This window comes from Streptomyces sp. NPDC058145, assembly GCF_042884245.1.
GTDB lineage: Bacteria > Actinomycetota > Actinomycetes > Streptomycetales > Streptomycetaceae > Streptomyces.
The window spans coordinates 29,175-55,917 of the sequence record NZ_JBHVUH010000007.1; the positions used below are offsets into that span (position 1 = coordinate 29,175).

The following is a 26,743-nucleotide window of genomic DNA, read 5'->3' on the forward strand; positions in this document are numbered from 1 at the left end:
TGCTCATGCACGCATCCTGGGTGATGCTGGGATGCGGTGCAACGGAGTTTCCCGGGCCCGGAACGGCCGGGGAGCGCGGAAGGAAACGGAGGTTACCGATCCGGAACGTCCCGATGGGCACCCTTGTGCGAATCGGCTCAAGGGTCTTGGGTGGACGGGTGCCTGTCCAGGCCCAGCGTGGGCCGGGCCGGTGGCATGGTGGAATCTCAGGAGGATCCCGACATGTCCGACTCGAAGAGCGATCGCGGTGACTGTACGGAGCACCGCGACGCCATCACCGAAGCCGAGGTGGAGGCCCTGGTCAGGGGCATCTGCTTCAAGACCGGGCCGCCCCGCACCCTCGGGGTCGAAGTGGAATGGCTCGTCCACGAGCTGCGGCAGCCGCAGCTCCCCGTCACACCCGAACGACTCGAAGCGGCCTACGCCACCCTGCGGAGCGTGCCGCTGCGCTCGCCCCTCACGATCGAGCCCGGCGGGCAGCTGGAGCTGAGTTCGCCGCCCGCCGCCTCCCTGATGGAGTGCGTGGACACCGTCTCCGCCGATCTGGAGACCGTGCGTGCCGTCCTCGCGAAGGACGGACTCGGGCTCCTCGGCGTCGGCCACGACCCCTGGCGCGCACCCCGCCGGTTCCTGCGCGAACCGCGCTACGACGCCATGGAGGCCTGTCTCGACCGCACCGGCACGGCCGGCCGGCACATGATGTGCGCATCGGCCTCCGTCCAGGTGTGCGTGGACGCCGGACACGAGGATCGGGGCGTCCTGGGTCTCGAACAGCGCTGGTGGCTGGCCCACCAGCTCGGCGCGGTCCTGGTGGCCGCGTTCGCCAACTCCCCGCTGGTCGGACGACGGCCCACCGGCTGGCGGTCCACCCGGCAGCTGCACTGGACGGAGATCGGCGCGGGCCGCGCGGGCGCTCCCCCGCCGGACGGGGAACCGAGGGGCGCCTGGGCACGGCACGTGCTGGACTCCCCGGTGATGTGCGTCCGCCGCGACAGTGGCCCGTGGGACGTTCCCGAGGGCCTCACCTTCCGCGAGTGGACCCGCTCGCGGACCCCCCGGCCGCCCACCCGGGCGGATCTCGACTACCACCTGACCACCCTGTTCCCGCCGGTGAGGCCGCGCGGCCACCTGGAGCTGCGCATGATCGACGCGCAGCCGGGCGACGACGGCTGGATCGTGCCGCTCGCGGTGACCGCGGCGCTGTTCGACGACCCCGAGGCCGCCGAGGCCGCGCACCAGGCGGTCAAACCGCTGGCCGAGCGGGCCATGAACCTGCCGGCCCCGCACAATCCGCTGTGGATCGACGCGGCCCGGCACGGGCTCACCGATCCCGAGCTGCGCGAGGCCGCCGTCGACTGCTTCTCGGCGGCGCTCCTGGCCCTGCCCCGGCTCGGCGCCGCGCCGGCGGTCGTCGACGCCGTCGCCGCGTACCTGGACCGCCATGTCGCGCGGGGCCGCTGCCCGGCCGACGACCTGCTGGACCGTCTGCGCGGCACCGACCGCCGCGCGGCCCACGGGAGGAAGGACATCCGCACATGACCGCCCCCGAGACCGAGGCCACGGCCACCGAGGCGGACACCGAGGCGCTGCGCGAGCGCGCGGTCGCCTCGCTCACCGCCGCCCGCGCACGCACCACACTGCTGACCGACTGCGTCGAGGACCCGGACCTCACCACCCAGCACTCCCCGCTGATGTCGCCTCTGGTGTGGGACCTCGCCCACATCGGCAACCAGGAGGAGCTGTGGCTGCTGCGGGCGGTCGGCGGCCGGGAGGCGCTGCGGCCCGAGATCGACGGCCTGTACGACGCCTTCGAGCACTCGCGCGCCGAACGCCCCTCACTGCCGCTGCTGCCGCCCGCCGAGGCCCGGGGCTACGCGTCCGACGTGCGCGGCCGCGCCCTCGATCTGCTGGAGGCCGCGGACTTCCACGGCAGCCGGCTGACCGAGGCGGGCTTCGCCTTCGGCATGATCGCGCAGCACGAACAGCAGCACGACGAGACGATGCTGATCACCCATCAGCTCCGCACGGGCCCACGGGTCCTGACCGCGCCCGATCCCGGACCGGCCCCGCTGTTCACCGGTCCGGCCGAAGTCCTGGTGCCCGGTGGCCCGTTCACCATGGGCACCTCCGCCGAGCCCTGGGCGCTGGACAACGAACGCCCGGCGCACCCGGTGGACGTGGCGCCCTTCTGGATCGACACGACCCCGGTGACGAACGCGGCGTACCAGGCGTTCATCGACGACGGCGGCTACGGCACCGAGCGCTGGTGGACCCCGGAGGGCTGGGCGCACATCCGGCGGCACGGCCTCACCGCCCCGCTGTTCTGGCGCCGGGACGGCGGCCAGTGGCTGCGGCGGCACTTCGGCGTCACCGAGGCGGTGCCGGCCGACGAGCCGGTCCTGCACGTGTGCTGGTACGAGGCCGAGGCCTACGCCCGCTGGGCCGGACGCCGGCTGCCGACCGAGGCGGAGTGGGAGAAGGCCGCCCGCTTCGACCCGGCCACCGGCCGCTCCCGGCGCTACCCGTGGGGCGACGCCGACCCGGCCGCCGAGCACGCCAACCTGGGCCAGCGTCATCTCCGGCCCGCCCCCGCCGGCAGTTACCCGGACGGCGAGTCCCCGCTCGGTGTCCGGCAGTTGATCGGTGACGTGTGGGAGTGGACGTCGAGCGACTTCCTGCCGTACCCGGGTTTCACGGCGTTCCCCTACAAGGAGTACTCGGAGGTGTTCTTCGGCGCCGAGTACAAGGTGCTGCGCGGCGGTTCGTTCGCCGTGGACCCGGTGGCCTGCCGGGGCACGTTCCGCAACTGGGACTACCCGATCCGGCGGCAGATCTTCTCCGGGTTCCGCACCGCCCGCTCGGAGGCCGTCTGATGTGCCGTCACCTGGCCTACCTCGGGCCGCAACAGCCGCTCGGACGAATCCTGGTGGAGCCTCCGCACAGCCTGTACCGGCAGTCGTGGGAGCCCCGCCGGCAGCGGTACGGAACGGTCAACGCCGACGGTTTCGGGGTGGGCTGGTACGCCCCGGACGATCCCGCGCCGGCCCGCTACCGGCGGGCCGGGCCGATCTGGGCGGACCTGTCCTTCGCCGACCTGGCCCGGGTGGTGCGCGCCGGCGCGGTGCTCGCCGCCGTGCGCGACGCCACCCTCGCGGGCGCGGACGCCGAGGCGGCGGCCGCGCCCTTCGCCGCCGGACGCTGGCTGTTCAGCCACAACGGCGCGATCGCCGGCTGGCCGGACTCGGCGGCACCCCTGGTGTCCGAACTGCCCCCGGTCGAGCTGCTGTCGCTGCAGGCACGCACCGACTCGGCGTTCGTCTGGGCGCTGGTCCTGCACCGGCTGCGCACCGGCGACGACCCCGCCGAGGCCCTCGGTGACACCGTACGCCGGTTCGCCGCGGCGGCCCCCGCGTCCCGCCTCAATCTGCTGCTCACCGACGGCGAGACCATCGCCGCCACCGCCTGGGGCGACAGCCTCTGGTACCGCACGGAGCCCGGCCTGGGCACGGTCGTCGCCTCGGAACCGTACGACGACGACCCGCTCTGGCAGGAGGTCCCCGACCGCACCGTGCTCACCGCGAGCCGCGCCGGAGTACTCCTCGCCCCACTCGAGGATCCGGCGTCCTCCCCCGCTCTCAGCTCCGTTCGAGCGGGAGAACCCCCATCCCCGAAGGAGCCCTGCCGTTGAGTCCCCTGCACGTCACCCGCACACTCCCCGAGGACGCGACGGACGCCGCGCTGCGCGCCGACGTCCGGAACGGCCTCACCGTCACCCCCAAGACGCTGCCGCCGAAGTGGTTCTACGACGCCCTGGGCAGCGAGCTGTTCGAGCGGATCACTGATCTGCCCGAGTACTACCCCACGCGTGCCGAGCGCGAGATCCTCGTCGCCCGCAGCGGTGAGATCGCCGCCGCGAGCCGCGCCCGCACCCTGATCGAACTGGGCTCCGGCTCCTCGGAGAAGACCCGTCACCTCATCGACGCGCTCACCTCGCTGGCGGCGTACGTCCCGGTCGACGTCAGCGAGAGCGCCCTCACCCAGGCCGGGCAGGCGCTCATCGAGGAGCGGCCCGGACTCGACGTGCACGCGCTGATCGCCGACTTCACCGCCCCGCTGGAACTGCCCGAGACACCCGGGCCCCGGCTCGTGGCCTTCCTCGGGGGCACGATCGGCAACCTGCTGCCCGCCGAGAGGGCGAAGTTCCTCGCCCTCGTGCGCTCCCTGCTCGCCCCGGGCGACGGCCTGCTGCTCGGCACGGACCTGGTCAAGGACGAGCGGGTGCTGGTCCGGGCGTACGACGACGCGGCCGGGGTGACGGCCGCGTTCAACAAGAACGTCCTGGCGGTCGTCAACCGTGAACTGGGCGCGGACTTCGAGCCGGACGCCTTCGACCACGTGGCCGTGTGGGACCCGGACCAGGAGTGGATCGAGATGCGGCTGCGCTCGCGCACCGCGCAGACCGTCAAGGTGCCCGCGCTGGACCTGGCCGTGGACTTCGCGGCGGGCGAGGAGATGCGCACCGAGGTGTCGGCGAAGTTCCGCCGGGACGGCATCGCCGCCGAACTGGCGGCCACCGGCCTGGAACTGACCCACTGGTGGACGGATGCCGAGGACCGGTTCGCGCTGTCGCTGAGCGTGGTGCGCTGAGTCAGCCCAGGTTGGTGGCCAGGGCCTCGGTGATCCTTCGGTCGGCCCGGCGGGCCTCGCTCGCCGGGTCGGCCCCGCCGAGCACCCGGGTCATGTACCCCTTGATCGGGTTGTCGGCCTCGACCGCGGCCCACTGAGGGGTGTTGGGGGTCGCCCGGCCGTGCGCGGCGCCCGCCGCCATGGCGGCGACCCCCTCCTCGCCGGCCACCGCGTCCGCCAGGGTGGTCTTGTTGGGCACGTAGTTCATGGTGCGGGCGAGTTCGGTGTCCCACTTGGCGCCGGTGAGCGCCCCGACGACGGCGGTGGCGGCGAACTGGTCGCCGGTGTTGCGCGGTACGACGAGGTCGGAGCCGCCGGTGAAGACGACACCGGGCCGGGCGGCGGTCCTGCCGGGCACCGGGAAGAAGCCGAGCTTGCCCTTCAGGCCGGGGTTCTCCCGCACGATCGACTGGGCGAGCCCCGGCACCCCGATGATCTGGGCGACCTTGCCGCCCGCGAACACCCCGGCCTGGGGCGGGTGTTCCTCGTCGGAGTCCACCGGCCCCTCGCCGAGCGCCTGGAGCCGGCGGTAGAAGTCCATGCCGCGCAGCGCGGCGGGGGTGTTCAGGGTGCCCCGCCAGTCGTAGTCCTTCTTCTCGGCGAGTTCACCGCCCTCGTCCCAGATGAATCCGGAGAGGGTGTACCAGTCCTGCCCGGCCAGATAGATGCCCTGATTTCCGGCCGAGTTGAGCTTCCGGGTGTCGGCGAGCCACTCGTCGCGGGTCTTCGGCGGGGTGGTGACGCCGGCCCGCTCGAAGAGGTCCTTGCGGTAGACGACCACCCTGTTGGCCGCGTACCAGGGCACGCCGTACTGGTTGTTGCCGTCCTTGCCGGGTTCGGCGAGGCCTGGCAGCCAGCGCTCCTTGCCCCAGTCGCGCATCGACTCCAGGGTCAGGTCGGTCAGCCGGCCGTCCTCGACGTAGAGCGGAACCTGGGTGTTGCCCACCTCGATGACGTCGGGGCCGTCCTCCGCGTCGTCCTTGAGCGCCTCGCGGACCTTCTCCACGATGCCGGTCCACTCCTGGATGCGGATGTCGAGCCGCAGGTCGTCGTGGGTGCGTTCGAAGTCCTCGGTGAAGCGCCGCAGGAAGTCCTGGGAGGCGCTGTCCTTCATCAGCCACACGGTGACGGTCTGCCGGTCGTGCCCGGGCAGGACGCCGCAGGCGCTGACGAGGGAGCCGGTGACGCAGAGGAGGGCGAGCAGACGACGTCTCACGAGGGGTCCTGTTCTGTCTGGCCTGGGCGGTGCGGACAGGGAAAGGGGCCCGACATGGGGGGACGAACGCACGCGTTCGCACGGGTGTGCTGGATTTTGGTATGGACCAATGCACAGGTCAAGGGCTACCGGGAGTACGGAGGCGACGCCTCGCGCGCCGGGCGGGGATACGGCACGGTGGAGTACGGCGTGACACACCGGTCGCGCCGGACGTGAGGCACGCCGCCGCGCGGCTCCTCACGGCGGAGAGGAGCCCCCCGCATGTCGAACCACACCTACCGGGTCACCGAGATCGTCGGCACCTCGCACGAGGGCCTCGACCAGGCCATCCGCAACGCCATCGCGCGTGCCGACCAGACCCTGCGCAACCTCGACTGGTTCGAGGTGACCCAGGTCCGGGGCCAGATCGAGAACGGGCAGATCGAGCACTACCAGGTGGGCCTGAAGGTGGGCTTCCGCATCGAGGACGGCGCCGAGTAGCCGCCCGGGGCCCTCGGACACCCCCCTCACGGTCCCTCAGGTACGCCCCTCGCGCTCCTGGGCGTCCTCCAGCGCGGCGGACCGGTCGGCCCAGCGGGCCCGTACGACGGTGAATCCGGCGCGCTCGGCGTCGTCGCACACCAGCTCGTCGTCGTCGACGAGGACCCGCACCCGCCGCTCCCGGGCGAGCCGGCGCAGGATCTCCAGCTTGGTGAACCGGGCGGGCCTGCGGTCGGCGTTGCTCCGCATGTGCACGCGGCCCTCGGGCAACCCGTGGGCCGCGAGCCAGTCCAGGGTGTCGCGCCGGCACCGCTCGGGCCGCCCGGTGAGGTACACGATCTCGCACTCACGGGCTGTCTCCAGCGCGAGCGTCACGCCCTCGGCGAGCGGCGGGTCCGCGGGCGCGGCGGCGAAGAAGGCGTCCCAGGCGCGCGGGCGGTTCTCCAGGAAGTGCTGGCGGTGGGCGGTGTCGGCCAGGGTGTTGTCGAGGTCGAACACGGCGACCGGACGCGCGCTGCTGTCTGTCACCCGGTCACCTTAGCCACCCCGGCGTCAACTGGGCCGGGCCGAGGGCCGCATGCTTCTCCCATGCCTTCCGTGCCCCGCCTCTTTGCCCGTCCCTGCACCGTCGTCGTCTGCCGGGGCTGCTGCTGCGGCAATCCGGCCAAGCAGCCCGGCACCGATCCGGGCGGTCAGCTCGACCGGTTGCGGGCGGCCGCCGCCGAGGGCGGCTTCGAGGTGCGCACGAGCGACTGCCTCGGTCCGTGCGACCAGGCGAACGTCCTGGTCGTGGGGCCGTCGGCGGAGGGCCGGCGGGGCGGCGGCAGGCCGGTGTGGATCGGCTTCGCCCTGGACGACGACTGCACGGCGGAGATCGCCGAGTGGGCGCGGGCGGGCGGCCCCGGTGCGGCCGAGCCGCCGCTCGCACTGGAGTTGCAGATGATCCGCGCCCCACGGGGGGCGCGGACCCGGTCGGGGCGGTGAGGGCCGGACCGGGAATCCTGGCGCCCCGGCGGTGTTGAACCCTGCGTGAGTGCAGTGATCGCCCGGACCAGGTTCTCCGTCCTCGACCGCTCCCGTACCCGCGCGGGGCGTCCGCCCGCCGAGGCGCTGCGGGACACCGTCGCGCTGGCGCGGGAGGCGGAGGCGCTCGGCTACCACCGTTTCTGGGTGTCGGAGCACCATGGCGTGCCCGGGGTCGCGGGCTCCGCGCCGACCGTGCTCGCCGCCGCGGTGGCCGCCGCGACGCGCACCGTCCGGGTCGGCACCGGCGGGGTGATGCTGCCCAATCACCAGCCCCTCGTCGTCGCCGAGCAGTTCGGCGTGCTGGAGGCGCTGTTCCCGGGCCGGATCGACATGGGGCTCGGCCGTTCCGTCGGCTTCACGGACGGGGTGCGCCGGGCGCTCGGCCGGGACAAGGACGCCGCCGGGGACTTCGCGGCCCAGCTCGGCGAACTGCTCGGCTGGTTCGCCGGCACCTCCCCCACCGGGGTCCACGCCCGCCCGGCCGAGGGCCTGAGGGTCCCGCCGTTCGTACTGGCCATGGGCGAGGGTGCGCGGATCGCGGCCCGCGCCGGGCTGCCGATGGTCATCGGGGACCTGCGGCGCCGCGAGCGGATGATGCGCGGCATCGACGAGTACCGCTCGCTGTTCCGCCCCTCGCCCTGGGCGTCCGCGCCCTACGTCGTGATCTCCGGGACCGTCGCGGTCGCCGGGACCGCCGAGGACGCGCGGCGGCTGCTGGTCCCGGAGGCCTGGGCCACGGCGTACGCGCGGACCCACGGCACCTTTCCGCCGCTGGTCCCGGCCGGGGAGATCGAAGCGCGCGCGATGCCCGCGAAGGAGCGGGACCTCTACGAGTCCGCGCTCGCCGGCCAGCTGGCCGGCACCGCCGACCAGGTCGCCGACGAGCTGGAGACGGTGCTGAAGGAGACGGGCGCCGCCGAGGTCCTCGTCACCACCAGCACGTACGACCGTGCCGCGCTGCTGGACTCCTACCGGCGCCTCGCCGCCCTGTTCGCGCCCGGTCGCTGAGGGCTCAGTCCGCCACTCCGGCCGGCCGCTCCGCGCGGACCACCACCGAGCCGTCGGACGCGTCCACCACCGCCCGGTCGCCCGCGGTCAGCCCGCCGGAGAGCAGCAGGTCGGCGAGGCGGTCGTCCACCTCGCGCTGGATGGTGCGGCGCAGCGGGCGGGCCCCGAAGTCCGGCTGGTACCCGAGGTTCGCCAGCAGCTCCGCGGCCGTGTCGGTGACCTCCATGGTGACGTCCTGGGCGTGCAGGCGGCGCCGGGTGTGCTCCAGCAGCAGGTCCACGACCTGGCGCAGCTCGGTGCGCTCCAGGCCGCGGAAGACGATGATCTCGTCGATGCGGTTGAGGAACTCGGGCCGGAAGTGCTGCTGGAGCACCGGCATGACCGCCTCGCGGACCTTGGCGTAGTCCTCGGTGCCGGCGGCCAGGATGCGGTCGGCGCCGATGTTCGACGTCATGATGACCACGGTGTTCTTGAAGTCGACGGTGCGGCCCTGGGAGTCGGTGAGCCGGCCGTCGTCCAGGAGCTGCAGCAGGGTGTTGAAGACGTCGGGGTGCGCCTTCTCCACCTCGTCCAGCAGCAGCACGGCGTACGGCTGCCTGCGCACGGCCTCGGTGAGCTGGCCGGCCTCCTCGTGTCCGACGTACCCGGGTGGGGCGCCGACCAGCCGGGAGACGGTGTGCCGCTCCTGGAACTCGCTCATGTCGAGGCGGATCACGCGGCTCTCGTCGCCGAACAGGGCGGCGGCGAGGGCGCGGGCCAGCTCGGTCTTGCCGACACCGGTCGGGCCGAGGAAGAGGAAACTGCCGACGGGCCGGTTCGGGTCGCTCATGCCGGCCCGGGCCCGCCGTACCGCGCGGGCGACGGCGGTGATCGCCTCGTCCTGGCCGACGACCCGCTCGTGCAGGTGCTCCTCCAGCTTCCTCAGCCGCTCCCGCTCCTCCGCCGTGAGCTGGGCGACCGGGATGCCGGTGGTGCGCGAGACGACCTGGGCGATGTCCTCGGCGGTGACCTTCGGGGCCTGCTCCTCCGCCTTGTTCGCGCCGGCCAGCTCGGCCTCGGTCTCCTTGATCCGGTCGCGCAGGTCCCTGGCCCGCTCGTACTCCTCGTCGGCGACCGCCTGGTCCTTCTCCCGGTTGAGGGCCGCGAGCCGGTCCTCGGTCTCCCTGGTGTCCGCGAGCGGGGTCCTGGCGCGCAGCCGGACCCGGGCGGCGGCCTGGTCCATCAGGTCGATGGCCTTGTCGGGCAGGAAGCGGGAGGTGATGTACCGGTCGGACAGCTCGGCCGCGGCGACGACCGCCTCGTCGGTGATGCGCACCTGGTGGTGGGCCTCGTAGCGGTCGCGCAGTCCGCGCAAAATCTCGATGGTGTCGTCGACGCCGGGCTCGCCGACCAGGACGGGGGCGAAACGGCGTTCCAGCGCGGCGTCCTTCTCGATGTGCCTGCGGTACTCGTCCACGGTGGTCGCGCCGATCAGGTGCAACTCCCCGCGCGCCAGAGCCGGTTTCAGCATGTTGCCGGCGTCCAAGGCACCCTCGCCTCCGCCGCCGGCTCCGACGATGGTGTGCAACTCGTCCAGGAACAGGACCAGTTCGTGGCTGTGCCGGCTGACCTCGTCGAGGAGCTTCTTCAGCCGTTCCTCGAACTCGCCCCGGTACTTGGTGCCGGCCACCATGCCGGCCAGGTCCAGCGAGACCAGCCGCTTGCCGGCGAGGGTCTTCGGCACGTCGCCGGAGACGATGCGCTGTGCGATGCCCTCGACCACCGCGGTCTTGCCGACGCCGGGGTCGCCGATCAGGACCGGGTTGTTCTTGCTGCGCCGGGAGAGCACCTCGATGGTCTGCTCGACCTCCTCGTCCCGTCCGATCACCGGGTCGAGGCGGCCGCCGCGGGCGTCCTCGGTGAGGTCGCGGCCGTACTCGTCGACGGTGGGCGTGCTGCTCGGCTCCTTGCGCTCGGCCGCGCTCTCGGCGGGCACCGGGGCCGGCTCCCAGCCGCCCTCGCCGAGGACCTGTCCGGCCGCCGACTCCGGGTTGGCGGCGAGGGCGCGCAGCAGGTGCTCGGGGCCGATGTAGGAGGCGCCCTCGGCGCGCGAGATGCGGTAGGCGTCGAGCAGGGCACGTTTGGCGGCCGGGGTGAGTGTGGCGGGCTCGCTCTTCGCGCTCGCGGCGGGGGCGGCGAGCCGTTCGCGGATGCGGTCGGGGTCGGCGCCGGCGGCGGTGAGCAGCCGCCGGGTGGAGTCGTGCTCGGTGGCGGCGGCCAGCAGGTGGCGGGCGTCGAGTTCGTCGCCGCCCTCGGCGGCGGCGATGTCCCTGGCCCCGGCCACCAGGTCCCGCGCCCGCTCGGACAGCAGGCTGCCGATGTCGACGCGCTGGGACCGGCGGGCGGACGCGGCCGGGCCGCCGGTCCCGCCGAAGAAGCGGGACATCAGCTCGTCGAACTCCTCGAACGGACTGCGTCCGAAACCGAAACCGGGGGTGCTCATGGGCGGCCCTTTCTGCGACGGGCAGACATTTGCCCCAAAATCGCATATATGCTGCACGTATGCACGGTATGGAGTGAGGACGCCCCGAGATGCGTTACCGGGCGGGTCCGGTAAGGCTTGGGGAGGAAGCCTCGACGACAAGGAGCGCTGACATGTCCTTCATGGACAAGATCAAAGGGATGCTCAAGGGCCACGAGGACATGGCCAACAAGGGCGTCGACAAGGGCGGCGACTACATCGACCAGCGGACCGGGAACAAGTACCAGTCCCAGGTCGACACCGCCCAGGACAAGATGCGGGACGAGTTCGGCAAGCCCCAGGACCGGCCCCCGCAGACCTGACGAACGGGGCGGACTACCATCGCCCCGATGCACAGCACCCATGATCCCCGCGTCCGCGTCCGCGGTGCCCGCGAGCACAACCTCAAGGGTGTCGACGTGGACATCCCCCGGGATGTGCTGGCCGTGTTCACCGGCGTGTCCGGCTCGGGCAAGTCGTCCCTGGCGTTCGGCACCGTCTATGCCGAGGCGCAGCGGCGCTACTTCGAGTCGGTCGCGCCGTACGCGCGGCGATTGATCCACCAGGTCGGGGCACCCCGGGTCGCCGAGATCACGGGGCTGCCGCCGGCGGTCTCGCTGCAGCAGCGCCGCTCCGCCCCCACCTCGCGCTCCTCAGTGGGCACGGTCACCAATCTCTCCAACTCGCTGCGCATGCTGTTCTCGCGCGCCGGTGCGTACCCGCCCGGTGCCGAGCGGCTCGATTCCGACGCCTTCTCGCCCAACACGGCGGCGGGCGCCTGCCCGGAGTGCCACGGCCTCGGCCGGGTGCACCGCACCACCGAGGAGCTGCTGGTCCCCGACCCCTCGCTGTCCATCCGCGAGGGCGCGATCGCCGCCTGGCCGGGCGCCTGGCAGGGCAAGAACCTGCGCGACATCCTCGGCGCCCTCGGGTACGACGTCGAGCGGCCCTGGCGCGAGCTGCCCGCCGGGGACCGGGAGTGGATCCTCTTCACCGACGAGCAGCCGGTCGTCACCGTCCATCCGGTGCGGGACGCCGACCGGATCCAGCGGCCGTACCAGGGCACGTACACCAGTGCCCGCCGGTACGTCATGAAGACGTTCTCCGACACCAGGTCCGCGACCCTGCGGGCCAAGGCGGAGCGATTCCTGACCAGCGCCCCATGTCCGGCGTGCGGGGGCAGCAGGCTGCGGCCCGAGGCGCTGGCGGTGACCTTCGCCGGCCGGACCATCGCCGAACTGGCGGCACTGCCGCTGACCGGCCTGGCCGGACTGCCGCACGACGGCACCGAGACCGCCCGCGTGCTCACCGAGGACCTGAACTCACGGATCGCGCCGGTCGTCGAACTGGGCCTCGGCTACCTCAGCCTGGACCGGGCCACGCCCACCCTCTCGGCGGGCGAGCTGCAGCGGCTCCGGCTGGCCACCCAGCTGAGGTCCGGGCTGTTCGGGGTGGTGTACGTGCTGGACGAGCCCTCGGCCGGGCTGCACCCGGCGGACACCGAGGCGCTCATCACGGTGCTGGAGCGGCTCAAGGCGGCCGGGAACTCGGTGTTCGTGGTGGAGCACCATCTGGAGGTGGTGCGGGGCGCCGACTGGGTGGTGGACGTGGGCCCCGGCGCGGGCGAGCACGGCGGCCGGGTGCTGTACAGCGGCCCGGTGGCGGGCCTCGCCCCGGTGGCGGACTCGGCGACGGCCCGCTACCTGTTCGCCGGGCCGCCCGGTCCGGCGCGGGCGGTCCGCGAGCCGCGCGGCTGGCAGACGCTGGGCCCCGTGACCCGGCACAATCTGCGCGGCGTGACGGCCGCCTTCCCGCTCGGCGCGTTCACCGCCGTCACCGGTGTCTCCGGTTCGGGGAAGTCGACACTCGTCGGCGAGTTCACGGAGGAAGCGGACGCGGTCGGCAGGCTCGTCCGGGTGGACCAGAAGCCGATCGGGCGCACTCCGCGCTCCAACCTGGCCACCTACACGGGCCTGTTCGACGTCGTGCGCAAGGTGTTCGCCGCCACCGACGAGGCGCGGGCCCGCGGGTACGGGGTGGGCCGGTTCTCGTTCAACGTGGCCGGAGGGCGCTGCGAGACCTGCCAGGGCGAGGGGTTCGTCAGTGTCGAGCTGCTGTTCCTGCCGAGCACGTACGCCCCCTGCCCGGACTGCGCGGGTGCCCGCTACAACCCGGAGACACTGCAAGTGGCCTACCGGGGGCGGAACATCGCCGAGGTGCTGGACCTGACGGTGGAGAGCGCCGCGGAGTTCTTCGCGGACACCCCGGCCGTCGCCCGCAGCCTCGGCACGCTGCTCGACGTGGGCCTCGGCTATCTGCGCCTGGGCCAGCCCGCCACGGAGCTGTCCGGCGGGGAGGCCCAGCGGATCAAGCTGGCGAGCGAGCTGCAGCGCGGCCGCCGCGCCCACACCCTGTACCTGCTGGACGAGCCGACGACCGGGCTGCACCCGGCCGATGTCGAGGTGCTGATGGACCGGCTGCACCGGCTCGTCGACGCGGGTCACACGGTGGTCGTGGTCGAGCACGACATGACGGTCGTCGCGGCCGCCGACTGGGTGATCGACCTGGGGCCGGGCGGCGGCGACCGGGGCGGGCGCGTCGTGGCGGCCGGGACCCCGGCCGAGGTGGCCCGGACCGAGGGCAGCGCGACGGCCACCCATCTGGCCCGGGCGCTGCGCGGGGGCGACGGGCGCTGAGCAAGCGGGTCGCCGGACTTCAGGTGCCGAGCAGCCGGTCGCCGGACTTCAGGTGCTGAGCAGCCGGTTGAAGAAGGAGCGGTAGCGTCGCAGCGCCCCGCGCAGTTCCTCGGTGTCCACCTTTTCGCCCTGGCTCCACTGGCCTTCCAGACCCTTCTTGTGCTGGTCGAAGGTGGTGGCCAGGGTCCGCATGACGTCCGCGACCAGGGCGTCGGCGTCGTGCACGGCCTCCCGGGGGTCGTCCACGAACCTGCCCTGGATCGTCTGCCAGCGGTCGCGGAAGCCCTGCTCCTCACCGTCCGTCAGCAGTTGCGGGGTCTCGTCCTCGGAGGCACCGGGCGCGTGGGTGGGCTCGGCGGCGTGCGCATTGGCGTCACCACGGGGCTCAGCCGCTGCTTCGGTGGCCTCGGACCGGTCCGGGGCCTGGACGTCGGCGTCACCGGCGGGGCCGCCGGCCCCGCTCTCGCCGCCCGCGGTCCGCTCGGTGCCCTCACCTGGATAGATGGGGGCTCGCGAGGACGTCGCCCCCGCTTCGCTCGTCTCGCCTCCGGTGGGGGTCCCGGCCGGCTGCGCCAGGTCCCCGGTGGACAGGCCGCCCGTGGTGCGGCGCGTTTCCTCATTGCTGTGCACGGTGTTCCTCCATGCGGGTCGTGCGGGGCGTCAGGTCCGGGCGTGGGCCCGGCCGCCGCCGTCGGAGAGCAGCTCGTCGAACAGGGCGCGGTAGTGCACCATGGCACCCCTCAGTTGCTCGGTCGTCGCCTGCCGCTGTGCGCTGAGGGACTCCACCTCGTGGGCGGCGCGGTAGTGCTCCAGGGTGCGGCCGTGCTCCACCGAGAGGTCCCTCGTCTGCTGCTCGAAGTCCTCGGTCGGGTAGCCGCGTTCGCGCATCAGCGAGCTGACCAGCCGGTCCGCGTCGTGCACGGCGTCCTGCGGCCGGTCGACGAACTCCCGCTGGACGTCGCCCCATTCCCGTGAGTAGCGGTCACGGGAGACGGGTGGCAGCGGCCTGATCTCCAGGGCGTCGTGCCGCCGTTCGCGGTCCCTGAGCTCGCGTTCGGCGGCGCGCCGGTCACCGGATCCCTCGACGGTGCGTTCGTACTCTGGGCCGAAGCGCTCGCGGAGGTGCCGGCGGCGCATCCGGGAGACGGCCATGGCGATCAGGCCGATGACCACGAGCGCCACCACGATCGGGATGATGATCGCCAGCAGCGACCCCGTGGACATGGCCAGAAGCGTTCCCGTGTACATGGGCGCACGCTCCTCGGTGAGTAGTGATGTACTCGTTCCCGAGTGCCCCATAAAGCCTCATATACCCCTTTTGTTACATAGCACCGATCAGGCGACCAGCGCCGGGCGCGGCCGGTGGCCGGTGGAGGGCTGAAGTTCGGCGGACGGCTGAAGTTCGGTGGACGACTGGGGGTTCGGCGGACGACTGGGGTTCGGCGGCCCTGGCGAGCGTCCGCCGGTCGTGGTGGCGGCCGGCCGGGATGAGCGGGCGCACCTCCACCTCGGCCACCAGGCCATGGGCGGAGGCCACCCGCCACAGCGAGGCGAACAGGGTGTCCTCCCCGACGAACGCGGCCGCCGTGGCCGCCCCTCCCCCGGCGCCGCGATAGCTCAGGCGCACCGGCTGCACGGGCACCCGGGCGTCGAGCGCGGCCTGGAAGACGGCCCGGCGGAAGGGCCCCCGGGCGCGGCCGCACCAGGTGCTGCCCTCCGGGAACACCGCGACGGCGGCACCGGCCCGCAGTGCCGTGCCGATCCGCGCGACGGTCTCCGGCAGGGCGCGCAGCCGGTCCCGCTCGATGAACAGGGCCCCGCCCAGCGCGGCCAGCCGGCCCGCCACGGGCCACCGCCGTATCTCGGACTTGGCGAGCATCCGGGCCGGACGCACCGCCGCGAGCAGCGGGATGTCCAGCCAGGAGACGTGGTTGGCGACCAGGAGGACGCCTCCCTCGGCGGGCGCGGAGCCGGTGAGCCGGATCCGGACGCCCGCGGCCCGTACGACCGCCCGGCACCAGCGCCTGATCCAGCCGGCCGGGAGCCGGCCGCCGAGCGGGGACAGCGCGATCCCCGCGAGCACCAGGGCGGCGAGCACGGCGAGCCGCAGCACGGCCCGGGGCACGGCCACGGTGGACCCGGCCGGCTCCAGGCACGCGGCCGGGGTGCAGGGCGCGGTGGGCAGCCAGGCGCTCATCAGGCCGGCACGAGGGAGAGGAAGTGCCGCAGATAGCGCGGGTTGACCCGGCGCATCGACAGCAGCACGTACAGATCGGCGACCCCGAAGTCCGGGTCGTGCGCGGGCTCCCCGCACACCCAGGCGCCGAGCCGGAGGTAGCCGCGCAGCAGGGCGGGCGGTTCGCCGCGTCCGGCCGGCGCCGCGGCGGCCGGCACCCACGGCAGCAGCGGGCGTACCCGGTACTCGTCGGGCGCCAGGTGCTTGGCGCGCACCCGCTCCCAGGTGGCGGCGGCCTGGGTGCCGCCGTCGGCGAGCGGTACGGAGCAGCAGCCCGCCAGCCACTCGTGGCCCCGGTCGACCATGTAGCGGGCTATCCCGGCCCAGATCAGGCCGATGACCGTGCCGTCGCGGTGGTCGGGGTGAACGCAGGAGCGGCCGACCTCCACCAGCCCGGGCCGCAGGCCGTCGAGCGCGGTCAGGTCGAACTCGCCCTCGGAGTAGAGCCGTCCGGCGACCGCGGCCCGTTCCGGCGGCAGCAGCCGGTAGGTGCCGACGACCTGGCCGGTGACCGTGTCGTTGACGAGCAGGTGGTCGCAGTACGCGTCGAACGGGTCGACGTCGAGGCCCGCTTGCGGGGTGGTCAGCAGGGCGCCGAGCTCCCCGGCGAACACGTCGTGCCGCAGCCGCTGGGCGGCGCGGACGTCGTCCTCGTCGCGGGCGAGGGTGACGGTGTAGCGGGTGGGGGCCGCGGGCTGCGGAGGACGGTCGAGCGTGGTGACGCCGGTCATGGCTCACTCCCTGTCACGGGCCGGGGTCGGCAGCGGGGCAGTCCGGCGTTCCGGGCTGCCGCTCCTGTTCTTCCGATGCCGGTTGGCGTGTGTGTGACCGGTGGCGGGAGCGCGGGTGTGGGGTTGTTGAACGGCGCGGGAGAGCGACCGGCCGGGAAACCAGACGGGGCCGGGATGAGCACCATTCCCGGCCCCGCCCGTCCGCCCCTGTACGGCGAACGTCCTGCGGTCCGCGCTACCGCTTGGCCGCCTTGCGGGTGGCGCGCAGCCACTCCTTGTTCATGCCGGTGATGGACATCAGCGGAATGCCCTTCGGGCAGGCCGTCGCGCACTCACCGGTCAGCGTGCAGCCGCCGAAGCCCTCGGCGTCCATCTGCGCCACCATGTCCAGCACCCGGGTCTCCCGCTCGGGCGCGCCCTGCGGCAGGACGCCCAGGTGGTTGACCTTGGCGGAGGTGAACAGCATCGCCGCGCCGTTGGGGCACGCGGCCACACAGGCCCCGCAGCCGATGCACTCCGCGTGCTCGAAGGCGAGGTCGGCGTCCGGCTTGGGCACCGGCGTGGCGTGGGCCTCCGGCGCCGAGCCCGTCGGTGCCGTGATGTAGCCGCCGGCCTGGATGATCCGGTCGAACGCGGACCGGTCGACGACCAGGTCCTTGATCACCGGGAAGGCCGAGGCCCGCCAGGGTTCGATGTCGATCACGTCGCCGTCCTTGAAGGACCGCATGTGCAGCTGGCAGGTGGTGGTGCGCTCCGGGCCGTGCGCGTCGCCGTTGATGACGAGCGAGCACGCGCCGCAGATTCCCTCGCGGCAGTCGTGGTCGAAGGCGACCGGGTCCTCGCCCTTGAGGATGAGCTCCTCGTTGAGGGTGTCGAGCATCTCCAGGAAAGACATGTCCGAGGAGATGCCGTCCACCTCGTACGTGGACATCGCTCCGTCGGCGTCGGCGTTCTTCTGCCGCCAGACGCGCAGGGTGAGCTTCATGCGTAGCTCCGCTGGGTGGGGTGGACGTACTCGAAGACCAGGTCTTCCTTGTGCAGGACGGGAGCGGAGCCGGTGCCCGTGAACTCCCAGGCGGCCGCGTAGCCGAACTCGTCGTCCCTGCGCGCCGCTTCGCCGTCGGGGGTCTGCGACTCCTCTCGGAAGTGGCCGCCGCAGGACTCGGCGCGGTGCAGCGCGTCGAGGCACATCAGTTCGGCGAGCTCCAGGTAGTCGACGATCCGGTTGGCCTTCTCCAGCGACTGGTTGAACTCCTCACCGGTACCGGGCACCTTGATGCGCCGCCAGAACTCGTCGCGGATCTGTGGGATGCGCTCCAGGGCCTTGCGCAGCCCGGAGTCGGTGCGGGCCATGCCGCAGAACTCCCACATCAGTTCGCCGAGTTCACGGTGGAAGGAGTCGGGGGTGCGGTCGCCGCCGACGGCGAGGAGCAGATTGAGCCGGTCCTCCGTCTCGGCCAGCACCTCCTGAACCACCGGGTGTTCGCCGGTCACCGGGTCCTGGTGCGGGTTGCGCGCCAGGTAGTCGTTGATGGTGGCCGGGAGCACGAAGTAGCCGTCGGCAAGGCCCTGCATCAGCGCCGAGGCGCCGAGCCGGTTGGCGCCGTGGTCGGAGAAGTTGGCCTCGCCGACGGCGAACAGGCCGGGGACGGTGGTCTGCAGGTCGTAGTCGACCCAGAGGCCGCCCATCGTGTAGTGCACGGCCGGGTAGATGCGCATCGGCACCTCGTACGGATCCTCGTTGGTGATCCGCTGGTACATGTCGAAGAGGTTGCCGTACTTGGCCTCGACCGCCCCCCGGCCCATGCGCTTGATGGCGTCGGCGAAGTCGAGGTACACGCCCTGTCCGCCGGGGCCGACGCCGCGGCCCTCGTCGCAGACGTTCTTCGCGGCGCGGGAGGCGATGTCGCGCGGGACCAGGTTGCCGAAGGACGGGTAGATGCGCTCCAGGTAGTAGTCGCGCTCGTCCTCGGGGATCCTGTTCGCGGGACGGTCGTCGCCCTTGGCCTTCGGCACCCAGATCCGGCCGTCGTTGCGCAGCGACTCACTCATCAGCGTCAGCTTGGACTGGTGGTCGCCGGTGCGCGGGATGCAGGTGGGGTGGATCTGGGTGAAGCAGGGGTTGGCGAAGTGGGCGCCGCGCCGGTGGGCCCGCCAGATCGCGGTGGCGTTGGAGTTCATGGCGTTCGTCGACAGGTAGAAGACGTTGCCGTAGCCGCCGCTCGCCAGAACGACGGCGTCCGCGAAGTACGTGGAGATCCGCCCGGTGATCAGGTCCCGGGCGACGATGCCGCGGGCCCGCCCGTCGACGACGATCAGGTCGAGCATCTCGGTGCGCGGGTGCATCTCCACGTTCCCGGCCGCGATCTGCCGGGACAGCGCCTGGTAGGCGCCCAGCAGCAGTTGCTGGCCCGTCTGGCCGCGGGCGTAGAACGTCCGGGACACCTGCACGCCGCCGAAGGAGCGGGTGTCCAGCAGGCCGCCGTACTCGCGGGCGAACGGCACGCCCTGGGCCACGCACTGGTCGATGATCTCGACGGAGACCTGGGCGAGGCGGTGCACGTTGGACTCGCGGGCCCGGAAGTCGCCTCCCTTGACGGTGTCGTAGAACAGGCGGTGGACCGAGTCGCCGTCGTTGCGGTAGTTCTTCGCCGCGTTGATGCCGCCCTGCGCGGCGATGGAGTGGGCGCGGCGCGGAGAGTCCTGGTAGCAGAACTGGACGACGTGGTAGCCCTGTTCGGCGAGGGTGGCGCCCGCGGAGCCGCCGGCCAGACCGGTGCCCACGACGATGACCGTGTGCTTGCGCCGGTTGGCGGGGTTGACCAGCTTGGCCTCGAAGCGCCGCTTGTCCCAGCGCTCGTGGATCGGGCCGGCCGGCGCCTTGGTGTCGGCGGCCGGTTCGCCGGTCGTGTAGTCGGTGTACGAGGTCATGATCAGCTCACCACTCCGGTCATCACGCCCACGGGTACGGCGATGAAGCCGGCCGTGAGCAGCAGCGCGAGGACGTTCGCGAGGGTCTTCAGGGCGCGGTCGCGGGAGCGGCTGCCGACGCCGAGGGTCTGGGCCGCGCTCCAGAAGCCGTGCCGGATGTGCAGGCCGAGCGCGAGCATCGCGACGATGTAGACGACGTCGCCGTACCAGGTGGAGAAGGTGTCCACGACGTTCTGGTACGGGTGCCCCTGCTGGAAGCCGCCGGAGTGCACGGTGCCGGTGGTCAGGTCCAGCAGGTGCCAGACGATGAACAGGCCGAGGATGACGCCGCCCCAGCGCATCGTGCGGGTGGCGTAACTGGCCCGCGGCCTGCTGTGCACGTACTTCCTGGGCCGCGCCCTGATGTCCCGGCGGCTGAGCTGGTAGGCGGAGGTGGCGTGGGCGACCACGGCGACGACCAGGACGATCCGGACGAGCCAGAGGGTCCACTCGTAGTGCATGAAGGGTTCGCCGACGGTGCGCAGCCAGTGGGCGTAGTGGTTGAACTCGCCCGCCCCGAAGTAGATCTTCAGGTTCCCGATCATGTGCGTGACCAGGTAGAGCAGCATGATCAGCCCGCTGACGGCCATGACCGTCTTCTTGCCGACCGTGCTGTCCCACATCGTGCGCGCCATGGACGGCCGTCGGTCCGTCCGCGTTGCCAGAGCCATGTTCCGAAACGCTAGGGCCGAAGGGACCGATCGGTCCAAGACATGGTCCGGCTTGATTCCATAGGCAACAGCTATCCTGGAGCCATGCAGTTCCAGCAACTCCAGTACTTCGTGGCCGTCGCCGAGACCCGGCACTTCACCCGGGCCGCCGATCTGGTCCACGTCGCCCAGCCGTCGCTGTCCCAGCAGATCAAGGCACTGGAGCGGGAGCTGGGCGCGGACCTGTTCCTGCGCGCCCGGGGCAACATCACGCTGACCGACGCCGGCGAGGCGTTGCTGCCGCTGGCCCGGCGGATCCTCGCCGACGCGGACACGGCCCGGCACGAGGTGCAGGAGCTGGTGCAGCTGCGCCGGGGGCGGGTGCGGCTGGGCGCGACGCCGAGCCTGTGCACCGGACTGCTGCCGGACGTGCTGCGCGCCTTCCACGACCGGTACCCCGGGATTCAGCTGCTGATCGAGGAGGGCGGCTCGCACGACCTGGTGCGGCAGCTCGCTCGTGGCGCCCTGGACCTCGCCCTGGTCGTGCTGCCGCTGCCCACGCCGTCGCCCGCCCTGACCACGGTGGAGCTGTTGCGGGAGGACCTGGTGGTGGTGTCGTCGCCGGACGCGCGGGCGCCCGGCCGGGGCGGGCGGGTCGTCGACGTCGCCGGTCTGGAGGGCGAGCGGCTGGTGATGTTCCGGCACGGGTACGACCTGCGGGAGCTGACCGTCGCGGCGTGCCGCTCGGCCGGGTTCGAGCCGGACTTCGCCGTGGAGGGCGGCGAGATGGACGCGGTACTGGGTTTCGTGCGGGCCGGGCTGGGGGTGGCCGTGGTGCCCCGGATGGTCGCCACCCGGGCCGGACGGGGGCTGCGGGTCACCCCGCTGGCGCGGCCGGGACTGCACCGGACCATCGCGCTGGCCCACCGCAGCGACGTCGCCCCGCCCCGGGCGGCCCGGGAGCTCCAGCGGATGCTGCTGGAGCGGTGAGTCCGGGGGCCGCCGGTGGCAGGGTGCCGTTGATCAGGTGCCGGCGCTCGGTCGCCGGTGCCTCGGGTGCCGCCGCTCGGTAGCGGGTGCTCAGGCGCCGGAGTGCAGATAGGCCGCCCAGCGCGTCGGGGCGGCCGGGTAGGCGTCGCGGACGGTGAGCTGGGCCCGGTTGAGCGCCCGGGCCGAGGCCGCGGTGTCCGGCGGGGCGGTGCCGCCCGCGGTGAGGGCGGCGTAGAGCTCCCGGGACATCCCGGGGGTGTCCGGGGCGTGCCACAGGGTGCCGATGACCCCCCGGAATCCGGCCAGTTGGAAGGCCGCCGCCAGATGCATCGGCTCGTCCGGAAGCCGGGGGTGTGCCTGGGCCGTGCTGCACGCGGAGAGGATCGCCAGCGCGCCGTGCTCCAGGGGGGTGTCCTGGATCTGGCCGGCGGTCAGGGTCTCCCCGCGCCCGAGGTGCAGGCCGCCACCGCGCAGCAGGCCGAGGGAGATGTCGTTGTCCCCGTGGCAGGCGAAGTGGACCAGGGTGTGGTCGCGCAGCGCGGCCGTCACCGTGGCCAGGTCGGCCTCCTCGCCGATCAGCAGCCGCGCGCCGGGAAGCGCGGCGAGGACGGTGCGGGCCTCCCGTTCGGCCAGGGGCAGCGGTGGGCCGTGCCGGCTGTTCGGCACGGCGACGACGAGGGAGCTCGGGCCCAGTCCGTCGGCCGGTGGGCCGGGCGTGTCCCGCAGGGAGTGGGCCAGCGCCCCGAGGGTGGGGGCGTAGGAGGGGATCACCCGGTCGATGACGGTGAGCGGGGCGCCGGCCGCGGGGTTCCGGGCACGGCCCTCGACCTCGGCGGCCGAGCGCGGGTGACGGCCCGCCGCGTGAAGGGGAAGCCGCACCACCGGTCCCACCGGGCACCACCACAGCCGCGGCTTCGCCCGTCCCGGCCCGGCCGTGTCCAGCCGGGCCAGGACGGGCGAGGTCACCTCGTCCCACAACCAGCCCAGGACGTCGTGCAGTTCGGACTGCGCGGCCTCGCGGAGGTCGGGTCCGGCGGTCGGGTCCACCGCGTCCCGCAGGGCCGTGGTCAGCGCGGCGATGTGCTCGTATGCCGCCGCGTCGGTCAGGCCCGGCAGCGCGATGTGCTCGACGGGTTCCGCGGGGTCGGCCGGCACGAGCAGGGCTTCGCCCCGGGACTCGTGGGCCAGGACGAGCACGACGGTGGCTCCGGCGGTCGCGGCGCGCAGGGCGGTCAGTGGCCGTCGGCCCGTCAGCTCGGCGAATCGTGGGTCCGCGGCCAGGCCGTCGACGATGCGGTCCCGTTCGGCGGCGAGTCCGCGGGTCTGCGCCGCGTAACCGGGGCGCGGGTCCCAGCTGCGTGTCGAGTCCGTCGTGGTGCGGCCGAAGCGGTGCTGGGTGACCGCGTTGACCTCGATCCGCCCGACGTTCGCGAAGAAGTCCGCGTTGGCCAGGCGCCGGTCGATCTCCTCCAGGCGATCGGCGGCCTTCACGTCGATCGCGCGCAGTTCCGCCCGGTGCCGCCAGGACGTGATCGCCTGCCCGTACAGGATCGCGCGGCCGTTCTCCAGCAGTTCGACCGCGTGTCCGGGGCGGCCGGCCTCGATGGCCGCCACCGCGGCCTGCACGGCCAGTTCGGGTGCTCTGCGGGCGATGCTCTTGCGGACCGGACCGGCGTAGGCGCGCCGGGCCAGTCCGGGGACCTCGGCGAGAGCGGCCTCCAGTGCCCGCAGGGCGTGCTGGGGGTCGCCCAGGGCCCGGGCGAGACGGGCGCGCTGCTCCTGGGCCTCGAACAGCAGCATGGTCGACAGTTGCGCGTCCGCCGCGACCCCGTCCCAGGCGGCGAGTGCTTCGGCGCGCAGCTCAGCGTCCAGGTGCCCGTCCGCCTCGATCAGGTCGTACAGCGCCGTCGCGGCGCGGGCGAACAGGAGGAGGCGCTCGCTGTGGAACCGGTCGTCGGCCGGGGTACGGGCCGCCGCGTCCCGGGCCAGGCCGACCGCGTCCTCGAGGATCGCCCTCTCACCCGTCTCCCGGTGCAGCATGTGCCGCACCTGGCTGATGGAGCTGGTGAAGCGGGGCAGGTCGGGGTGGTCCGCGGGCAACCGGGCCAGGCCGTCGCGGTAGAGCCGCTCGGCCTCGGTCAGCCGGCCGACGGCACGCTCCCCGCGGCCCCGCCCGTGCATGTGGTGATCGGCCAGGTTCAGCAGCAGCTCGTGTTTGCGCGGGTGGTCCTCGGCCAGCGCGTCGGCGGCCTCGCGGGCGACGACGAGTGCCTCGTCGGCCAGCTCCGCGTCCTCCTCGTACTCGGCCAGTTCACGCAGCGCGCCCGCCAGGTTGGACATGCGGAACGGGCGGAAGGGCTCCGTCCGTGGGGTCAGGGACAGGGCCTGCCTGCGCATGTCCACCGACTCCGCCAGGAGGGTGCCGTCCGACAGCAGGTTCGCCACCCGGACCAGCAGCACCGCCAGCCGCTCCAGCAGGAGGGGGGTGTCCGGTTCGTCGGACAGGAGCACGGATCTGGCCCGCCGGGCGTGCGCCAGCGCCTCCTCGACGAGTCGCTCGTCGCTCTCGGAGGACGCTTCGATCGCCCGGTAGAGGGTGGACTCGGCCAGCACGGTCAGCGCCCGCCCGGCCAGCCGGTGCTCCGGCGGTATGGCGTCGGCCGCCCACACGGCCCACAGGTGCGCCCGGCCGGGCGAAGCCTCGTCGCCGCCGTCCAGCCAGACGTGCATCTCGGTCTGGGCTGCCAGCAGCAGGGCGCCGGGACGGTCCTGGTCATGGCCGGGCACCGCCGCGACCAGGGCGAGCGCCGCCGTTCGCCGCTCGGTCCACGGGGCGTCCGCGTCCTCGGCGGTGCTCCACCAGGCACGGTGGTGCCGCTCGGTGTCGGGTGCGTACGGCACCGGAGGCTCACCCAGCACGGCGGCGACCGCCTGCGCGCCGAGCCGGGGCACCGCCTTCGCCTCCAACTGTCCCAGCCACTCCCGGTGCTCCGGGCCCCGGCGGTCGTCCGGGTGCGTGGCCCGCACCAGGTCGCGGGCCGCCGTCAGCGCCTCGGTGAGGGTCTGCGGCGAGCCGGTGACCTCGTACCACCGGGTCAGCGTGGTCACCAGGTGGCGTGCGGGGTGCAGGGGCACGGGGGCGCAGCGGCCGGCCGCCTCGACGGCCCGGCGCAGGTCGTGCACGGCGCGCTCCAGCCCGGATGGGTCGGCTTCGAGGTCGAACCGTGTGATCGCGCAACGGGCTTTGATCGTCAGCCGGTTGGCCAGGTGCGGATCGTGCCGCGCCTGGTGCCGGGCCGTGGTCTCCACGGCGAGGCCGGCGGCCAGCTCGCCCTCCGCCGGCCAGGTGGGGTGGGCGCCGAGTTCGCCGACGAGCAGGAGCAGGTGGGCATGGTCGGTGAGCAGAGCGGCCCGCTCGCGCGCCGACGTGCCCTTCTCCTTGAGCCAGCGCCGCTGGAGGTCCAGTGCGGTGTCGAGGGCGGAGAAGTCGTGCTCCTCCTCGAACCTGGCCATGAGGAAGAGAAGTTGGTCGATGCGGGCCGGGCCGAGGGCGACCGGCTCCTCCTCGCCGCCCGGCGCCCTCCGGTCGCCGCCGGGCGCCCTCCGGTCGCCGCCGGGCGCCACCCGGTCGCCGCGCCGCGGCCACCGCCGGCCACGGCGCGCCGGAACCGGCTTCCGCATGCTCTCGCGCAGTGCGGCGGGCAGCGGGGGCAGACCCTCCGGCACGTGGTCCAGCGTGCCGGCCAGCAGGAGCGCGGCGCGGTACTCCATCAGGCCGCGCACGCCCGGCAGATGGAGATGGCGGAACCAGCGGAGCAGGGCGAGGCGGGCGGTGTCCGCCGCGTCCGCGCCGGGCGGCGGCGGTAGCTCGGCGGGGGGCAGGTGCGGCAGGTCCCGGCCGTCCCCGGTCCGCAGGTACCGCTCCAGATCGTCCATCACATCACCCCCGTACACCCGCCCAACGACTCGGCTCCCCCCGTGGTTCCCGTCCGTCCCGTGCCCACCACATCGGGTGACGGGTACGTTGAACCCCGCCGGCCACGGGAACGGCTGTGGCGCGAGGGAGTTCGAGGAGCCGTCGATGGACGAGATCGCGGAGCGGCTGGCGCGGCTGTGCGCACAGGCGGGGGACGACGGGCTGCGGGAGCGGGCCGAACGCTACGGGGTGGGCGACGCGCTGACCCGGCTGGGTGAGGCCGCCCGGTCCGGCAGCCGCGCTCCCACGGTCACGGCGGACCTGGACGCCCTGGACGACGCCTTCGCCCGGCACGGCATCGACGGGCTCACGGTGGGACCGCGCGGCCTGGATCCGCTGCGGGGCGGGCGTGCGCATCCCGTGGTCACCGTCTGGGGCTGCCCCGCCGAGGCCGCCTGCTCGCGTCTCGAACCGCAGGAGCGGCGGCGTGCGTCGCGGACCCCGCCGCCTTCCTGCGGACTGACCGGCATCCCGCTGGTCTCCCGGAAGATCCGGCTGTGATCACGATCCTCGCCGAGCTGGGCAAGCAGGTGGCGGGCCGCTGGGCGGCGCTGCTCGTCCTGCCGGGCGCCTTCTACGTGTCCACCGCGGCCGTCGCGGTGCTGCTCGGCCACGGGCACGCGCTCGACCCGGGGGTGCTGACCGCCTGGCTGGACTCGGTCGCCGCCGCTCCGGCCAGCGGCCGCTTCGGGACGGTGCTGATCGGCACCGCCGGGTTCACCGCCGCCTCGGCCGCCGCCGGACTGGCCGCCTCGGGTGCCGCCCAGCTCGTGGAGCGCGTGTGGTGGGCGTCCGGCGAGGAGCCCGTGCTGCGGGCGCTGGCCGCCTCGCGCGGACGGCGCTGGCAGCGGGCCGAGGAGCAGGTGACCGCCGCGCTGCGGGAGTTCACGGCGTCCGGCGGCACTCCGCGCACGGCGCAGGCGCTCCGGGCGGCGATCGTGCGCCGCGACGCGATCTGCCCCGAGCCCTCGTCCCGGCCGACCTGGATGGGGGATCGCCTGTACGCCGTGGACGAGCGGGTGCACGACACGTACCACCTGGATCTGACGGCCGCCTGGCCGCGGCTGTGGCTGCTGGTTCCGGACGCGGCGCGGGCCGAACTCGCCGAGGCCCGGTCCGGCGTCGGCGCGAGCGCGCGGCTCATGGGCTGGGGGCTGCTCTATCTGCCGCTCACCGTGGTGTGGTGGCCCGCCGCCGTGCTCGCCGCCGGCGTGCTGGTCGCCGCCCGCCACCGGGCCCGGCTCGCCGTCGGCGTGCAGGCCGACCTCGTGGAGGCGACGGTCGACCTCTACGGCCGCGAGCTGGTGGTGCAGTTGGGGATCGACTGCCCGGGCCGGCTCGGCCCGGAGGAGGGCGGTACGGCGACCACCCTGCTGCGCAAGGACCGCACGGACCTGTCGCGCCTCGACGGATGAGGCACCGGGTCGCCGGTGCGGCCGCCTCCCCTCGCGCCCGCCCGCTCCCGCCCGCTGACGACGCGATCCGGCCGGCGGGCACCGCACGTCATCCATCACGGCCGGCCGGTCGGGGCGCAGGGGCAGCCGGCGGCCACCGCACAGGACACCTCACGCCCGGCCG

The 26,743-nt window shown here is 73.5% G+C and carries 23 protein-coding genes; 12 read left to right on the plus strand and 11 right to left on the minus strand.

Going from position 1 to position 26,743, the window contains the following annotated elements:
• The first annotated feature begins 222 nt into the window (after positions 1–222).
• Genes egtA through egtD form a run of 4 tightly spaced genes read left to right on the plus strand, consistent with a single transcriptional unit; the run spans position 223 to position 4,647 of the window.
• A complete protein-coding gene (gene egtA, locus ACFVVO_RS17020; protein WP_390055654.1) occupies positions 223–1,539 on the plus strand; it encodes an ergothioneine biosynthesis glutamate--cysteine ligase EgtA in 1,317 nt (438 codons plus the stop codon).
• Positions 1,536–2,873 carry an ergothioneine biosynthesis protein EgtB gene (gene egtB / locus ACFVVO_RS17025; RefSeq protein WP_390055656.1) on the plus strand — a complete coding sequence of 446 codons (1,338 nt, stop codon included), beginning with the start codon at positions 1,536–1,538 and terminating at the stop codon, positions 2,871–2,873. The genes egtA and egtB overlap by 4 nt, the downstream gene beginning before the upstream one ends.
• Positions 2,873–3,688: an ergothioneine biosynthesis protein EgtC gene (egtC, locus tag ACFVVO_RS17030; protein ID WP_390055658.1), complete on the plus strand. Its 816-nt coding sequence runs from the start codon at positions 2,873–2,875 to the stop codon at positions 3,686–3,688. Before egtB ends, egtC begins: the two co-directional genes overlap by 1 nt.
• Positions 3,685–4,647 carry an L-histidine N(alpha)-methyltransferase gene (egtD, locus tag ACFVVO_RS17035; protein ID WP_390055659.1) on the plus strand — a complete coding sequence of 321 codons (963 nt, stop codon included), beginning with the start codon at positions 3,685–3,687 and terminating at the stop codon, positions 4,645–4,647. The genes egtC and egtD overlap by 4 nt, the downstream gene beginning before the upstream one ends.
• A gap of 1 nt (position 4,648) precedes the next feature.
• Here egtD and ACFVVO_RS17040 read toward each other — a convergent pair whose 3' ends face one another.
• Positions 4,649–5,902, minus strand: coding sequence for an extracellular solute-binding protein (locus tag ACFVVO_RS17040; RefSeq protein WP_390055661.1), 1,254 nt, complete (start codon positions 5,900–5,902; stop codon positions 4,649–4,651).
• Between the two features lie 261 nt (positions 5,903–6,163).
• On the opposite strand from ACFVVO_RS17040, the gene ACFVVO_RS17045 reads away from it, so the two are divergent.
• Positions 6,164–6,382 (plus strand): dodecin, encoded by a 219-nt coding sequence (locus ACFVVO_RS17045; RefSeq protein ID WP_390055663.1) that lies wholly within the window; start codon positions 6,164–6,166, stop codon positions 6,380–6,382.
• A 36-nt stretch (positions 6,383–6,418) separates the two neighbouring features.
• Here ACFVVO_RS17045 and ACFVVO_RS17050 read toward each other — a convergent pair whose 3' ends face one another.
• The gene (locus ACFVVO_RS17050) at positions 6,419–6,910 is read right to left on the minus strand and encodes a hypothetical protein (RefSeq protein ID WP_390055665.1); all 492 of its coding nucleotides are present in this window, start codon (positions 6,908–6,910) and stop codon (positions 6,419–6,421) included.
• Between the two features lie 60 nt (positions 6,911–6,970).
• On the opposite strand from ACFVVO_RS17050, the gene ACFVVO_RS17055 reads away from it, so the two are divergent.
• Together ACFVVO_RS17055 and ACFVVO_RS17060 are read left to right on the plus strand one after the other, a co-directional pair.
• Positions 6,971–7,366 (plus strand): (2Fe-2S) ferredoxin domain-containing protein, encoded by a 396-nt coding sequence (locus tag ACFVVO_RS17055; RefSeq protein WP_390055666.1) that lies wholly within the window; start codon positions 6,971–6,973, stop codon positions 7,364–7,366.
• A gap of 45 nt (positions 7,367–7,411) precedes the next feature.
• Positions 7,412–8,416: an MsnO8 family LLM class oxidoreductase gene (locus tag ACFVVO_RS17060; protein ID WP_390055668.1), complete on the plus strand. Its 1,005-nt coding sequence runs from the start codon at positions 7,412–7,414 to the stop codon at positions 8,414–8,416.
• A 4-nt stretch (positions 8,417–8,420) separates the two neighbouring features.
• Here the strand turns inward: ACFVVO_RS17060 and ACFVVO_RS17065 are convergent, their stop codons facing one another.
• Positions 8,421–10,898, minus strand: coding sequence for an ATP-dependent Clp protease ATP-binding subunit (locus ACFVVO_RS17065; RefSeq protein ID WP_390055670.1), 2,478 nt, complete (start codon positions 10,896–10,898; stop codon positions 8,421–8,423).
• 152 nt (positions 10,899–11,050) lie between these two features.
• Between ACFVVO_RS17065 and ACFVVO_RS17070 the strand changes: the two genes are divergently transcribed.
• Entirely contained in the window at positions 11,051–11,239 is a 189-nt protein-coding gene (locus ACFVVO_RS17070; protein WP_390055671.1) for an antitoxin, read from the plus strand.
• 27 nt (positions 11,240–11,266) lie between these two features.
• Positions 11,267–13,612, plus strand: coding sequence for an ATP-binding cassette domain-containing protein (locus ACFVVO_RS17075; protein ID WP_390055673.1), 2,346 nt, complete (start codon positions 11,267–11,269; stop codon positions 13,610–13,612).
• 48 nt (positions 13,613–13,660) lie between these two features.
• Here the strand turns inward: ACFVVO_RS17075 and ACFVVO_RS17080 are convergent, their stop codons facing one another.
• From ACFVVO_RS17080 to ACFVVO_RS17110, 7 genes are all read right to left on the minus strand, one after another.
• Positions 13,661–14,242, minus strand: coding sequence for a hypothetical protein (locus ACFVVO_RS17080; RefSeq protein ID WP_390055675.1), 582 nt, complete (start codon positions 14,240–14,242; stop codon positions 13,661–13,663).
• Between the two features lie 30 nt (positions 14,243–14,272).
• Positions 14,273–14,836, minus strand: coding sequence for a hypothetical protein (locus ACFVVO_RS17085; protein WP_390056250.1), 564 nt, complete (start codon positions 14,834–14,836; stop codon positions 14,273–14,275).
• Positions 14,837–14,933: 97 nt separating this feature from the next.
• Positions 14,934–15,809 (minus strand): lysophospholipid acyltransferase family protein, encoded by an 876-nt coding sequence (locus ACFVVO_RS17090; protein ID WP_390055676.1) that lies wholly within the window; start codon positions 15,807–15,809, stop codon positions 14,934–14,936.
• Positions 15,809–16,579 (minus strand): GNAT family N-acetyltransferase, encoded by a 771-nt coding sequence (locus ACFVVO_RS17095; protein WP_390055678.1) that lies wholly within the window; start codon positions 16,577–16,579, stop codon positions 15,809–15,811. Before ACFVVO_RS17095 ends, ACFVVO_RS17090 begins: the two co-directional genes overlap by 1 nt.
• A 235-nt stretch (positions 16,580–16,814) precedes the next feature.
• On the minus strand, positions 16,815–17,564 hold the full coding sequence (locus ACFVVO_RS17100) for a succinate dehydrogenase/fumarate reductase iron-sulfur subunit (RefSeq protein ID WP_390055680.1): 750 nt from the start codon (positions 17,562–17,564) through the stop codon (positions 16,815–16,817).
• Positions 17,561–19,510 (minus strand): fumarate reductase/succinate dehydrogenase flavoprotein subunit, encoded by a 1,950-nt coding sequence (locus tag ACFVVO_RS17105; RefSeq protein ID WP_390055681.1) that lies wholly within the window; start codon positions 19,508–19,510, stop codon positions 17,561–17,563. Before ACFVVO_RS17105 ends, ACFVVO_RS17100 begins: the two co-directional genes overlap by 4 nt.
• Positions 19,511–19,512: 2 nt before the next feature.
• Positions 19,513–20,184: a succinate dehydrogenase gene (locus ACFVVO_RS17110; protein WP_390056252.1), complete on the minus strand. Its 672-nt coding sequence runs from the start codon at positions 20,182–20,184 to the stop codon at positions 19,513–19,515.
• A gap of 120 nt (positions 20,185–20,304) precedes the next feature.
• Here ACFVVO_RS17110 and ACFVVO_RS17115 point away from each other — a divergent pair, with 120 nt between their 5' ends.
• Positions 20,305–21,189 carry a LysR family transcriptional regulator gene (locus ACFVVO_RS17115; protein ID WP_390055683.1) on the plus strand — a complete coding sequence of 295 codons (885 nt, stop codon included), beginning with the start codon at positions 20,305–20,307 and terminating at the stop codon, positions 21,187–21,189.
• A 90-nt stretch (positions 21,190–21,279) separates the two neighbouring features.
• Here the strand turns inward: ACFVVO_RS17115 and ACFVVO_RS17120 are convergent, their stop codons facing one another.
• Entirely contained in the window at positions 21,280–25,125 is a 3,846-nt protein-coding gene (locus ACFVVO_RS17120) for a CHAT domain-containing protein (RefSeq protein ID WP_390055685.1), read from the minus strand.
• A gap of 145 nt (positions 25,126–25,270) precedes the next feature.
• Between ACFVVO_RS17120 and ACFVVO_RS17125 the strand changes: the two genes are divergently transcribed.
• A complete protein-coding gene (locus ACFVVO_RS17125; RefSeq protein ID WP_390055687.1) occupies positions 25,271–25,666 on the plus strand; it encodes a hypothetical protein in 396 nt (131 codons plus the stop codon).
• Positions 25,663–26,580, plus strand: a complete 918-nt coding sequence (locus ACFVVO_RS17130) for a hypothetical protein (RefSeq protein ID WP_390055689.1) — start codon at positions 25,663–25,665, stop codon at positions 26,578–26,580. The genes ACFVVO_RS17125 and ACFVVO_RS17130 overlap by 4 nt, the downstream gene beginning before the upstream one ends.
• Positions 26,581–26,743: the final 163 nt, after the last annotated feature.